The sequence below is a fragment of the Gemmatimonadaceae bacterium genome, from assembly GCA_037721215.1.
Taxonomy (GTDB): domain Bacteria; phylum Gemmatimonadota; class Gemmatimonadetes; order Gemmatimonadales; family Gemmatimonadaceae; genus UBA4720.
The window spans coordinates 1-12,550 of record JBBJNV010000009.1 but is presented as its reverse complement, the minus strand read 5'-3'; the positions used below and the strand labels follow the sequence as shown (position 1 = coordinate 12,550).

General features: G+C 59.7%; 12 protein-coding genes. 3 read left to right on the top strand and 9 right to left on the bottom strand.

The features are described 5' to 3' along the window. Positions 1-33: 33 nt before the first annotated feature. From WKF55_06095 to gmd, 6 genes are read right to left on the bottom strand one after another with little or no spacing between them, the layout of a single operon-like run. Entirely contained in the window at positions 34-237 is a 204-nt protein-coding gene (locus WKF55_06095; protein MEJ7759147.1) for a glycosyltransferase family A protein, read from the bottom strand. 18 nt (positions 238-255) lie between these two features. Further along, entirely contained in the window at positions 256-1,596 is a 1,341-nt protein-coding gene (locus WKF55_06090; protein MEJ7759146.1) for an ABC transporter ATP-binding protein, read from the bottom strand. Beyond that, complete coding sequence (locus WKF55_06085) at positions 1,593-2,465, bottom strand: ABC transporter permease (GenBank protein MEJ7759145.1); 873 nt, start codon at positions 2,463-2,465, stop codon at positions 1,593-1,595. Before WKF55_06085 ends, WKF55_06090 begins: the two co-directional genes overlap by 4 nt. Before the next feature lies 1 nt (position 2,466). Then, positions 2,467-3,585, bottom strand: a complete 1,119-nt coding sequence (locus WKF55_06080) for a Wzz/FepE/Etk N-terminal domain-containing protein (protein ID MEJ7759144.1) — start codon at positions 3,583-3,585, stop codon at positions 2,467-2,469. Beyond that, complete coding sequence (locus WKF55_06075) at positions 3,582-4,547, bottom strand: GDP-L-fucose synthase (protein MEJ7759143.1); 966 nt, start codon at positions 4,545-4,547, stop codon at positions 3,582-3,584. Before WKF55_06075 ends, WKF55_06080 begins: the two co-directional genes overlap by 4 nt. Further along, positions 4,547-5,638 carry a GDP-mannose 4,6-dehydratase gene (gmd, locus tag WKF55_06070; GenBank protein ID MEJ7759142.1) on the bottom strand — a complete coding sequence of 364 codons (1,092 nt, stop codon included), beginning with the start codon at positions 5,636-5,638 and terminating at the stop codon, positions 4,547-4,549. The genes WKF55_06075 and gmd overlap by 1 nt, the downstream gene beginning before the upstream one ends. 307 nt (positions 5,639-5,945) lie before the next feature. On the opposite strand from gmd, the gene WKF55_06065 reads away from it, so the two are divergent. After that, the gene (locus tag WKF55_06065) at positions 5,946-7,850 is read left to right on the top strand and encodes a nucleoside-diphosphate sugar epimerase/dehydratase (protein MEJ7759141.1); all 1,905 of its coding nucleotides are present in this window, start codon (positions 5,946-5,948) and stop codon (positions 7,848-7,850) included. Here the strand turns inward: WKF55_06065 and WKF55_06060 are convergent. From WKF55_06060 to WKF55_06050, 3 genes are read right to left on the bottom strand one after another with little or no spacing between them, the layout of a single operon-like run. Beyond that, complete coding sequence (locus WKF55_06060; GenBank protein MEJ7759140.1) at positions 7,784-8,800, bottom strand: hypothetical protein; 1,017 nt, start codon at positions 8,798-8,800, stop codon at positions 7,784-7,786. The two genes, WKF55_06065 and WKF55_06060, sit on opposite strands and share 67 nt — an antisense overlap. Next, complete coding sequence (locus WKF55_06055) at positions 8,800-10,254, bottom strand: MBOAT family O-acyltransferase (protein MEJ7759139.1); 1,455 nt, start codon at positions 10,252-10,254, stop codon at positions 8,800-8,802. Before WKF55_06055 ends, WKF55_06060 begins: the two co-directional genes overlap by 1 nt. 18 nt (positions 10,255-10,272) lie before the next feature. Next, a complete protein-coding gene (locus WKF55_06050) occupies positions 10,273-11,058 on the bottom strand; it encodes a CpsB/CapC family capsule biosynthesis tyrosine phosphatase (protein MEJ7759138.1) in 786 nt (261 codons plus the stop codon). Positions 11,059-11,564: 506 nt separating this feature from the next. On the opposite strand from WKF55_06050, the gene WKF55_06045 reads away from it, so the two are divergent. Next, entirely contained in the window at positions 11,565-11,948 is a 384-nt protein-coding gene (locus WKF55_06045; protein ID MEJ7759137.1) for a hypothetical protein, read from the top strand. 73 nt (positions 11,949-12,021) lie between these two features. Continuing rightward, a partial coding sequence (locus WKF55_06040) for a MauE/DoxX family redox-associated membrane protein (GenBank protein ID MEJ7759136.1) occupies positions 12,022-12,550 on the top strand: 529 nt, incomplete at its 3' end.

The window sequence follows — 12,550 nt, the reverse complement described above, 5'->3', positions numbered from 1 at the left end:
AGAATTCATCCGGCGGAATCGCTCATCCCTCCGTCACGGCCTTTGCGCGAACGTGGGAGTTAATGATCCCCCCTCGAACAGCTCCAGCGCGTACCGCGTACGGTCTGCACTGGCATCGTTCACCACGATCACTTCGAAGTCGGACCGCGCATACGTCTGATTCAGAATGGAACGCACGCAACGGCCGATGAAACGTTCCTGATTGCGAACCGCGACGACGGGATACGGTAGGCACATGCGAGCCGGAAGGTGTCTTCATCTCATTATATGGGGCCGCATACGTTTCGCCGGCACCTCGTCAGCAATCTTGGGCGACGGAGCATGCTCGACTCTCATCTCGCTCGGCAGGGAGAATACGCCATACGGCTGCGCTGGGTCGAAATTTTCATAAGGCATCCTCGCGCCGCCGGTAACGACCAGCGGCGGCGTGAGGTCATCAAGAACGTCATAGTTCGTCGCCGACTGGATGGCCTCCGTAGCCTGGAGATAGAGCGGGTACTCCCCGGGCCGGATGTAGATGTTCGGGAGATCGACCACGACGGTCGAGACAACGCCTGCGGGTACCGCGTCCGTTGTCACAACATGACGCGCGGACGTCACCAGTTCGCGGGACAATCCGGACCTCAGGGCGACCACGACAGCGAGGCCGCGCATCGGCGTGTTGACCGCCATGGAAAGCCTGAACCGAATGCTGTCGCCCATCTCGAACGAGTAACGCTCGTTTCCGTCCAGGTCCTCTACTGATACGCCGGTGAATCTGACCGCGCCGGACCCGCGACGGTTCTCGGGATTGTTGACTCCCGTTTCGGCATCCACGCGCATGTCACGGAGCCGCTGGTTGTAGACAGCCATCGTCGCGTCGGTTGGACCATCGGCCACGACCCGTCCATGTTCCATAAGAATTCCCCGCGTGCAAAGCTGTCGGACGGCCTGCGTGTTGTGGCTTACAAAAAACACCGTCCGGCCCTCGCCAGCGACGTCTTCCATCTTCCCAAGACATTTTTTCTGGAATGACGCGTCCCCTACCGCAAGCACTTCGTCCACCAGAAGTATCTCCGGCTCCAGATGCGCGGCCACCGCGAAAGCAAGCCTGGTGTACATGCCGCTGCTGTAACGCTTTATGGGAGTGTCGATGAACTGATCCACCTCTGCAAACCCCACGATCGCGTCGAACTGCCGGGCAATCTCCGTCTTCCGCATCCCGAGTATTGCGCCACTCAGGAAGATATTCTCGCGCCCTGTCAGCTCGGGATGAAATCCGGTCCCGACTTCGAGGAGCGCACCGATCCGGCCGTAGATCTCGGCGCGTCCGCGCGTTGGCTGCGTGATACGGGACAGGACCTTGAGCAACGTGCTCTTCCCTGCTCCATTGCGGCCGATGATTCCGACTACTTCACCCTGATTGACGTCGAACGACACGTCGTCGAGCGCCCAGAACGTCTCCATGGTCTCTGCTCTGCCAAGCGCCCGCTTCCAGAGGTTCTTCGGCAGAGCGATGACTTCTTCCTGGAGGGTCCGATACGGCTGGCGTCCGAGCGCTCGTGCGATTCTGTACGATTTGGCGAGCCCCTCGACCCTTATCGCAATGTCGCTCATACGGCGTCCGCAAATCCGCGCTCAACGCGGCGGAAGAAGAACGCGCCGGCAGTGAAGATCAGCAGTGAGAGCGCAGACGCCACCAGCACCAGCGGCAACGTTATCGAGCTCGAACCGAGTACCGACCATCGAAAGCCCTCGACGAACGCAACCGCCGGATTCAGGCCGTACAACAGCCGCCATTTCTCCGGGACAATCGTGGTTGCATAGGCAACCGGACTGGAAAACATCCAGACCTGGATGATGAACGGCATCGCATGTGCGAAGTCGCGGTAGCGGACGTTCAGCGCTGACAGCCAGAGACTCACCCCGGTCGCCGTCACTGCCGCCAGAAGGATGAAGAGCGGCAGTACAACGAGCCGCCACGTCGGAGTTACCTGATACACGAGCATGATCACGCCGAGAACACCGAGCGATACCGCAAGATCGATCATCGCTGAAAAAGTACTGCCGAGCGGGATCGCGAGTCTCGGGAAATAGACCTTCGTTATCAGCTTCGAGTCTGTAATGAGACTGTTACCAGCACGCTGCAGCACGGCCGCGAAATAATTCCACGCTACGATACCCGAGAACACGAACACGATGTAGGGATGCCCGTCGCTGGGGAGTTTTGCAAACCGGCCGAACATGATCGTGAAGATGAGGGCGGCGACAAGTGGCTGCAGGATGACCCAGGTAATGCCAAGAGCAGTCTGCTTGTATCGCAGCTTTATATCGCGGCCAGCGAGAATGAACAGCAGGTCCCGGTAGGTCCACAGTTCGCGAAGGTTCAGCGCTGACCAGCCGCTGGCGGGCTCGATGACCACCGTTGGGCGGCGTCCCGACGCGAGGTGGGCGTCGTGCGTTGCAACCGTTGCGGGGGCGGTCATCTCAGAGCTTGGGTCGAAACAGGCGCGCTACGGGGCGCCAGGGATGAGTAATGTCCCCAAGGGCTTCATTTCGGAGCGCTGTGAACTCCATGAAGTCGTCGGTCTGGGCAGCGCGGTTGGCGGCAAATTTCGCGCGCAGAAATGCCAGCGCAATGCCAAGAGCGAGTCCGATGAAGATGCCGAGCAGTGCCTTCTGCGCACCGCCGCGCCTGTTCGGCTCGAGTGGCTGTTCAGGCGGCTCGACGATCGTGATGACAGGGAGATCGCGCATCTCCTCGATCCTTACCGTTTCAAAAGCCTGAAGCAGCGACGTGTAAATCGACTGCCGCATGTCCATCGTGCGCTGAAGGCGGCCGTATTCGAGCGTCAGTTGCGGCGACGTGTGGTACTGGCGGTTTGTATTGAGAAAATAGCCAAGCTCCGATTCGGCCTGCCGCAATTGCACCTGCGCTTCCAACACTCTCCGTTCCACGAACCCGCGCTCCAGCGCAGCCTGCTCCTGGCGGCGCGCGAGATTGTAGACGTTTACCTGGTCGAGCAGATTCTGCGCGATCTGCAGCGCGAGTTGAGGGCTGCCGGAAGTAACCCGCATGGTGATGACCCCCGTCTTGACCGACGCTGTCGCGCTTACCGCTGCCTTCAATCCGTTGATGACGCGAGCGCGCCTCACTGCAGGGCGAGGGTCGTTGATCCTGAAAATCCGGACGAGATTTCCCGTGCTGATGCCGCTGTCGGTGCGGATCGTGTAGGTCTTCTCGGCGACAAGGGCCAGCAGCGGCCGGGACTCGAGGAGGTCGATATAGAACTCTGCGCTCTGCGCTCCGCCACCGCCGGTCACGTTGATTCCGAGCTGCGCAGCGATTCCGGAGAACTGGCTTTGGCCGCCGCCTCCCTTGGGCATGAACTGCGCTTCGGCGGTGAATGAGCGCGGCGATCGGTAGCTCTTCCAGCCCGCATAGAATCCACAGGCGAGCGTGAGCAAGGCGATCATGAAACGGTAGCGCAGGATCGTGTTGAACAAGCTCATCACCGAGATCTCGCTTGGCGGCGGCCATGGCATTCCCGTCACATCAACAGGGCCTGCCACCGCCAGCGATTCAGTCACGCGAGGTCGGGTCAACGTGCCAGTCCCGGCGTTGCTGTTTGATGGCTGGCCCGGTACCAGTCATATGTGGCGCGCAGGCCGTCCTCGAGTGAAATCCGCGGCGCCCATCCCGTAGCCCGAATTTTTGACGAGTCGAGGAGCTTTCTCGGGGTTCCGTCAGGCTTTGTCGTATCCCAATCGACCGGGCCATCATACCCAACGACGCGGCCTACGAGCTCGGCAAGCTCCCGGATTGTGAGGTCATCTCCTGATCCGACATTGAACAACCCTGTCGCTCCGGATTCCATGAGCGCCACGGCCGCACCGGCTGCGTCGTCGACATGCAGGAACTCCCTCCGGGCGGTGCCATGCCCCCATAAGCTCACGCGCGCATCCTCGCCCGCATCGCCAGCTTCCTTCGCCTCGTGGAACTTCCGGATCAAAGCGGGCAGGACATGCGAACCGTCAAGGTCAAAATTGTCATTGGTGCCGTAGAGGTTGGTTGGCATAACCGACACCCACCGCCTGCCCTGCTGGGCATTGGCCGCTTCGACCAGCTTGAGCCCCGCGATCTTCGCGATCGCATATGGCTCATTCGTTTCTTCCAGCGGGCCGGTGAGCAGATGATCTTCACTGATCGGCTGGGGCGCCAGCCGTGGGTAAATGCAGGACGAACCAAAAAATACCAACCGGTCCACACCAGTCGCCAGCGCGGCGCCGAGCACGTTGGTCTCGATGACCAGGTTCTCAAAAAGGAAATCCCAACGCTGTGTGTTGTTGGCGTTGATTCCTCCTACTTTCGCGGCGGCGAAAAAAACGACATCCGGACGCTCGGCATTGAAAAACTCGCGGACCGCAACCTGGTCGAGGAGATCGAGCTCTTCCCTGCCGCGCACGGTCGGGGCGTCATAGCCCGAAGCTACGAGCGCACGCACGATGGAGGAGCCCACAAGTCCGCGATGTCCGGCAACGAAACAGTTTCGGGTGGCGTTCGCCATCACTTCAACAGTGAGTGAAGCGCCGCATACGACGACTCGACGGAGAACGGCTCACCTGACTGGGCAGAAGCGAGATCCGCGTCGACCATCATCTCGACGAGCTCGGTAAACCCGGTGCGCGGGACCCAGCCCAGCTCCCGGCGAGCTTTGCCAGAGTCTCCGAGAAGAAGGTCAACCTCTGTGGGACGGAAATATCGCGGGTCGATCGACACCAGCTCCTTTCCCGTGGCCGCATCGAATCCTGCTTCATCCACTCCTTCGCCGCGGAACTCGAGATTGATGCCCGCACGTGCAAACGCGAACTCGCAGAATTCCCTGACGGTGTGGGCTTCGCCAGTCGCGAGAACGTAATCGCTGGGAGTCTCGTGTTGCACGATCCGCCACATCCCTTCGACATAATCGCCGGCGAAACCCCAGTCCCGCCGCGCTTCGAGATTTCCAAGAAACAGCTTGTCCTGCTGACCCTCGCGGATGCGCGCGGCCGCCATCGTGATCTTGCGCGTGACGAACGTCTCGCCGCGGATAGGAGACTCGTGGTTGAAAAGAATTCCCGACGATGCGTGCACGCCGTACGCCTCGCGGTAGTTCACCGTGATCCAGTGGGCATAGAGCTTGGCGACCGCATAAGGCGATCGGGGATAAAACGGGGTTGTCTCGTTCTGAGGGACAGCCTGCACCTTGCCATAGAGCTCGGAGGTCGATGCCTGATAGAACCGGACGCTGCCAAGCATGCCGAGAATTCGCATTGCCTCGAGGATGCGGAGTGTGCCCAGCCCGTCGGCATTACCGGTGTACTCCGGCGTCTCGAACGACACCTGAACGTGGCTCTGCGCGGCGAGATTGTAGATCTCGTCCGGCTGACACTCCTGTATGATCCGGATGAGGTTTGTAGCGTCCGTCATATCGCCATAGTGCATGACAAACCGGGAATGAACGTCCTGCGGCTCCGAGTATATGCCGTCTACACGCTGCGTATTGAACGAGGACGCGCGCCGTTTGAGCCCGTGGACCAGATACCCCTTGGCAAGCAGCAGCCGGGCCAGATACGCCCCGTCCTGACCAGTGACGCCTGTAATCAGCGCAGTTTTCATGCAGAAAATTCCTGAAGATACGGCAAGGCTCCGCGCGGGTATAGGCATCCGCTGCGGCTCGCCGGAACAGATATTGAATGGGAGATTGAGGCATGGGAAATGTCACATCAGGGCTCCCGTCAGTCAATTGGATTATCAGCAGCCCGAATAACGTAAGTCCGCGCCATCGTTTGACATCCGTATTGTGCAGGGGTCTTTTGCGCGTAGATTGAGACGTCGATGCCGCATGGACCGGGTGCTCAGTCGTCACGACCCGGCGAACGTGTTTTGACCACTTTTGCTGAACCACCTCAGGCCACCGAACGTTTTGACGCTTAAGCCATTTCGTAACAGGCACCTCTTCATCGCCGATGCGTTCTCGGTAATCGCCGCAACGCTGCTCGCATTCCTGGTGCGATTTGAAGAGCCGCAGTGGATCAGCGACAACCTACGGCTCGTCACGTTCTATCTGCTCCTGTCGGTGCCGGTGCGCCTGGCGATCTTTTTCGCCGCCGGCATGTACCGCAGGCTCTGGAGGCACGCGAGCGTAGGGGAGTTGAAGCCGATCCTCGGAGCGGCAGCGGGCGCCGGAGTCGCCTGCGGATTGATCGGACTCATAGCTCTTCCGCTCTTCAATCTCACGGCGACGCGGGTTCCATTTTCCGTCGTCTTCATCGATGCGTTCCTCACCGGTGCGCTGGTGGCGCTGCCTCGGCTGATGGTGCGCATACAGCGACACGGGTTTCTGCGTCGCCGTAAGACCGACATCGGGAAGCGGGTTTTGATCGCCGGCGCGGGCGACGCAGGCAAGCTGGTCGTCAAGGAATTGTTCGCGACGCGGCAGCTTGGGCTCGAGCCGATTGGATTCGTCGACAGTGATGTTACAAAGCACGGCCATACACTGGCCGGTCTCCCAGTTTTCGGACCGCTCGCGCACATTCCCGAGATCGTCGAGCGCTTTGGCGTGGCGGAGATCATCATCGCCATGCCGTCGGCTCCTGGAACGGTAATCCGGCAGGTAGTGCGTGCCGCGCTGTCGTGCGGTATTCCGACGCGAACCGTGCCAAGCCTCCCGGAGATCATCTCCCGGCAGGGGAATGCCACCGGACTGCGAGAAGTGGAGATCCAGGATCTCCTGCGTAGAGATGCCGTCGAAACAGACCTCGCCGCAGTCGCGGAGCTTGCCACCAGCGAGACGGTTCTCATCACCGGTGCCGGCGGCTCGATCGGCAGCGAGCTCTGCCGCCAGCTGGCTCGCCTTGCACCGACACGGCTGATTTTGCTCGGGCATGGCGAGAACTCGATTTTCGACATCTTTCAGGAGCTGACACTCAGCTTCCCGGACGTTCAGGTCATTCCGGTGATAGCCGACGTACGCGACCGTCAGCGGATCAGCTACATCTTCCAGCAGTATCAGCCACACGCGGTATTCCACGCAGCAGCTCACAAACACGTCCCGCTGATGGAGGACAATGTCCTCGAGGCCGTGACCAACAACGTCGCTGGCACCCGAAATGTCGTCGACGCGGCCGTCGAGGCCAACGTGCAGCATTTCGTTCTCATCTCAACAGACAAGGCGGTACGGCCGACGAGCGTGATGGGCGCTACCAAGCGAATCGCCGAACAGCTTGTACAACACGCCGCCACAAAGCACCACCGCAACTTCGTTTCAGTGCGATTCGGCAACGTACTCGGCAGTCGCGGTTCCGTTGTGCCGACGTTTCTGCGACAAATCCGTGCCGGCGGGCCAGTGACCGTTACGCACTCGGAGATGCGCCGTTATTTCATGACGATCCCGGAAGCGGTGCAGCTCGTTCTTCAGGCCGGAGCGCTCGGGCGGGGCGGCGAGGTGTTCGTACTCGACATGGGCGAACAGATCCGGGTGGTCGACATCGCCACCGATCTCATCAGATTGTCAGGACTCGAAGTGGGTGCCGATATCGAGATCAAGTTCACCGGCGTGCGTCCTGGTGAGAAGCTTTACGAAGAAATGTTCTTCACCGCCGAGAATGTCTTGCCTACAGATCACCCGAAGGTGCTTCGCGCTCGCAACGGGCTGCTCGCAGAGGGAACAATCCGTCGCATCGACGCGCTGATGCGTACGACCGAAGCGGGGCGGCCCGACGACGAAGTAAGGAAGCTTCTCCAGACTCTGGTGCCCGATTTTCATCCGCACGCGGCAACGGCGCATGAAGACGAAGTACGCACGGCGGAGACTTCCCGGAGAGCGTAGGGGCGCAGCAGCTGGATCATGCGCAACGTGCGAAGCCGCCGTCCTTCCTGGTTCAGATGGTACCGCGTATCGAAGAACAAGGGCGCTGGCAAAACGAAATCAGATGCCTTGCCGACAATTGGAAGGTGCATGTCGCTTTCCAGACGCGCGCGGAGTGAGTCGATGCGGGGCCGGCTGACTTCGTACGACCTGTCGATGTACGCAGGAAAAAGGAAGTAGGCGCGCGCTCCACGCTTCCTGGCAACGCCCGCCACCACGTTCAGCTCGTCAACCATCTCGGCGTTGAACTCGCGCATGGGCGGTATTTCTTTCACGTAGATCGAATCCGGATGCAGCCCTGAGCGTCCGAGGTGGGCAACCATGTCGCCGAGCGAGTCGAATGCCTGTCGGCTGTAGTATGAATTCGTGTCTTGCGGCTGGTACGCCTGTCCCTGTCCAGTGAGCTGAGCGAGGCCCTTCAGAAACGACCGTCGCGTGTTCTCAACCCGCGGCCGGAGGACGACGTCAATTACAGAATATGATTGCGAGAAGTCGCCAATCCGGTCGAGCGGCGCGTAAAGCAACGCGGTGTTCAACGTGAAATCTCCATTGCCGAACTCACCAAAGAACTGTTCATACTCCGGTACGACAATGACCAGGTCGCCCTTCCCGATATACGGCCGCGCCTGAGCCAGCATGTATCGAAGGCCGAGTTTCGCGTATAGACCCATGTTGACGACACGAAGCCCGAGCGAGTCCTGCAGCATTCGGCTGTCGATGCCGAACGCGAGGTTGGATCCGCCCACCAGGATCAGTTTCGGCGAAGGGGTGGATCGGATGAGGCGGTCTTTCTCCAGCACCGCGGCGAGATAGTTGTCGTCCGCCGCGTGGGCGTCGTACCGGCTGATGAGGATGCCGGAAATGACAATGGCCGCAGCAAGCGCAATCACGCGCGACAGGAACCGGCGCATCAGAACTGGAAGTAGATGAACGCCGTTTCGGAACTGATTCCCAGAAGCCAGATCGCCATGCACCCGCAATAATAAACCGACCATCTGAGCCAGCCTGGCTGCGCCGCGAACAGCCGGGGGAAATTAACGCGCTCAGAGATGTATTCGAACGTCATCAGGCCGACTACGAGCAACGCGCTGTAAAGAACCTCCGGCTTTGTCAGACCTTCGGCGCGCAAAGCATCGGGCAGCACGTCATGCGGTATTGGCCAAGTCATCGTGGCCCGAATGATATAGAGCGCATCGTCGAGACTCGGGGCTCTAAAGAAGACCCAGGCAAGGCAGGTCAATGCGAAGGTGAACAGGACACCCCACACTGCTCTTACGCGAGGATGCGCGGCGACACGTGCGGCGCGTGCGATGCTTTCGCGAAACTGCATCGCAATCAGTGACGCGACCAGATAGACACCATTCAGCGAGCCCCAGATCACGAACGTCCAGTTGGCGCCATGCCACAGACCGCTCAAAAAGAACGTGATGAGCAGGTTGAGATACCATCGCCGGCGCGAGACGCGATTGCCGCCAAAGGGGATGTAGACGTAATCGCGGAACCAGGTTGACAGCGAGATGTGCCACCGTCCCCAGAACTCGCTGACCGAGCGCGCAAGATACGGCCGGTTGAAGTTTCGCATCAGCCGGAATCCCATCACCTCTGCGGATCCGATCGCCATGTAGGAATAGCCGGCGAAATCGCAATATATTTGGAATGCAAAAAATATCGTTGCCACCACGAACGTCAGACCCTTGTAGCTTCCAGCGTCGTTGTACACGGGATTGACGTAGCCGGCGAGGCGATCGGCGATTACGACTTTCAGAAAAAGGCCGTAGGCCATCCGGCGGAGCCCGTTGGTGACTCGATCGTAATCGAAAGCGTGTCTTTCGTAGAATTGATGGAGCAGGTTCTGCGGCCGCTCGATAGGGCCCGCAACGAGCTGTGGAAAAAACATTACATACAGAGAATAGATCCCCAGGTGGCGCTCCGCACGCTGCCGTCCACGATACACCTCCACCGTGTAGCTCATCGCCTGAAAAGTGTGAAACGACAGGCCGATTGGGAGGATGAAGTCGAGCAGCGCGAAGTCGTACGGCAGATTGAACACGTCCGCTACAGCGCGCGCATTGCCACTGAGGAAATTGAAGTACTTGAATACGGCAAGCACCCCGACGTTGGCGACGATGCTCATTACCAGCAGTGATTTTCTTCGCCTTCCTTCAGCGTTTTCGATCAGGATTCCGGCTACATAATCGATCGCGATCGTGAAGAAAAGAATAAGGATGTAGACGGGAATGAACGCCATGTAGAAATAGCAGCTGGCGGCAAGCAGCCAGGCCCACCGGAGGCGATGCGGGATGACAAAATAGATCGTCGCCACAATCGGGAAGAAGATCAGGAACGTGAAAGAATTGAAAAGCATCGATCGTCTACCTGCCGATCAGCGCCACGGCAGCACCCGGCTCCAGAATGGGGAAGCACCGGACTCGAACGAGGGCACTGGCAGCGGCCCTTCATCGCGGAGCAGTCGCCGCGGATTGGTATCGGTCAGTGAACGGTGGAGTGCGACGCCGCCCTTGCTCTTCATCACCATGGCACATTCCGCCACCGCGCACTTGCCCCGGGAGTGGTAGTCGCTCGAGAGGTAATCCACATAACCGGCTTCGAGCAGTGTCCACGCGAGCCGCTTCGCCGTCGGGCCATAATAGCCCAGGATCGAGCCCGAGTTCACCTGGATAAACGCACCCGCATCGCGCCAGTCCGCCACTAGGTCGTAGCTGTCCGGCATATTGGAGTACCGCTCGGGATGAGCGATGATCGGCGTGCAGCCGCTCTGCCGCAGCTCCCGTAGTGCGAGCGTGCTGTGAGGGGGCACGTTAAAAGCAGGAAACTCCACAAGTACATAGGAAGTTCCGGCAAGCCGAAGTCGAGCGTCATCGAGTTTGGGGTTCGGCACGTCGAGCATGAGCTCGACGCCCCGCTCAACGCGCAGATCGGGAAACTCTTCAGCCGCGAGAGTGGTGAGTGATTCCCACGCTTCGTCGAGAATGCCAAGAAACCCTGCAAGGTCCCCCGGGCGAAGCGTAAGAGACCCGCGAAGGTGTGGAGTCGTGATGATCTCCCGAACTCCCTGACTTTGCAATGTTTGCAAGCCCGTGCGGGACTCGGAAATGTCGCCGGCGCCATCGTCGACGGCAGGCATGAGATGGTTATGGAAGTCAAGCATCGGTTGAGAATCTAACGGTAACGGCGCAAGCCCCCATCGAACTTAGGCTCCTTGCTCATCCAAACAGAGTCCAGGGTTTACTTTTCCAGCACTCCATTTGTGAATCCTGTCCCTGGAAGCACTACCGCGGCCGTACGACGCCGCAGAAGGGGTGCGACTTCTGGATGGCCTTTCGATGGCCACGACCGACCCGACGTAACCATTTGGCCCCGGATAGTCCTCTGTGCGGGCTCCAACGTGGTCTCAGTGCTGGGCTGGTCCAGTCGTGCTCGATCGAATCGTGACGCGCGGATGACGCCGCTGTCTGGGCCGCAGCTGGTCGCTGCGTCGAACACTGGCAATCTCCGAAATTCCGTTTCGCTCTTTCAGCACTATCTTTGTTGCCATTCCACTAATGCAGTCGTCTTCTAAACCCCGAGGGAAGCCGTTTATGTCCGTTGTTCCAAGTGTGCGCGCTGGACTTCTGAAACACAAGCTGGGTGGCCAGGTGCTTATTTACGATACGAATGGTGATCGGGTGCACCCTTCTCGATACGACCACTGCGTGCGTCCTTGACTTGCTGGAAGAGGGAGGCCGCACAGCGGATGGGATCACCGGCGAGCTTGCTCGCACGATTGCCGTAGCCAAGGACGAAGGGCTGTACACTCTGTCCGTCGAAGAACTCCGCAAGGCTGATATGCTCGATGAAACGACTCAGAAACTGCCCGCCCTTCCGGATGTTACCCGACGTGAACTTGTGAGAAAGATTGCGTTGACCGGTGCTGCCGCGCTCCTTATTCCTGCCGTGGCTACGCTCTCCGCTACTTCTGCCTACGGGCAGGGATCTCCCGGGGCTGGGGGGAGCCCATGTCAGACGGGCGCCGACTGCCAAATGGGTTGCGTTGCCTAAGCGGCACTCCAGGCCAAGGCAGGGTGTGCGGGTAAACCCAATTTAGAAGTCGAACATTAGCGTTACGCTGGTGATGAGTGGAAAAGGCTTCCCGCAAGGAAGCCTTTTTGCTGCGAGTCCGACAGCTCCGCATTGCGGTGCAACTTTCCTCGCCGCCGGATCCATCAAAGCGGTAGCACCGTACGGATTTTCCCGCCACTTTGCGTCACCCGGGTTGCTACCGGAAAGGTTTCTGCCTCTGGCCGTCACCGTGACTGCAGCGGTCGAGGCCGGCTTGGGAGTTGCCCTTCTGGCGGCCGCTGTCACTTCGATTGTCTGGCCGAGCTCGCTGGCGCTGCCGTTCGGATTGTCTGCACTTAGCTGGTGGGGAGTCCGATCCGGCAAGGTGACCGATTGCGGTTGTTATGGCGGTTATTTCCGGCCATCGATCCGGCAGAGCCTTGGGCTCAACGCCGTTTTTGCCATAATGATCAATATTCCTTGGCTGCTGGGGCTTGGGTCGGCGACGATAAGCGGCGGGCAGCTTGCCAGCATTTTCGCAGCGGCCATCACCGCGGGCATGGTTGCCGCATGGGTGCAGCACCGGGAGCTACCTGGGGTTG

Excerpts from the sequence above, each read along its gene's own strand:
- WKF55_06090 (MEJ7759146.1), bottom strand. The coding sequence starts at position 1,596 with ATGAGCGACATTGCGATAAGGGTCGAGGGGCTCGCCAAATCGTACAGA.
- WKF55_06095 (MEJ7759147.1), bottom strand. The coding sequence starts at position 237 with ATGTGCCTACCGTATCCCGTCGTCGCGGTTCGCAATCAGGAACGTTTC.
- WKF55_06045 (MEJ7759137.1), top strand. The coding sequence starts at position 11,565 with ATGGTGATCGGGTGCACCCTTCTCGATACGACCACTGCGTGCGTCCTT.
- gmd (MEJ7759142.1), bottom strand. The coding sequence starts at position 5,638 with ATGAAAACTGCGCTGATTACAGGCGTCACTGGTCAGGACGGGGCGTAT.
- WKF55_06060 (MEJ7759140.1), bottom strand. The coding sequence starts at position 8,800 with ATGCGCCGGTTCCTGTCGCGCGTGATTGCGCTTGCTGCGGCCATTGTC.
- WKF55_06075 (MEJ7759143.1), bottom strand. The coding sequence starts at position 4,547 with ATGGCGAACGCCACCCGAAACTGTTTCGTTGCCGGACATCGCGGACTT.
- WKF55_06085 (MEJ7759145.1), bottom strand. The coding sequence starts at position 2,465 with ATGACCGCCCCCGCAACGGTTGCAACGCACGACGCCCACCTCGCGTCG.
- WKF55_06050 (MEJ7759138.1), bottom strand. The coding sequence starts at position 11,058 with ATGCTTGACTTCCATAACCATCTCATGCCTGCCGTCGACGATGGCGCC.
- WKF55_06055 (MEJ7759139.1), bottom strand. The coding sequence starts at position 10,254 with ATGCTTTTCAATTCTTTCACGTTCCTGATCTTCTTCCCGATTGTGGCG.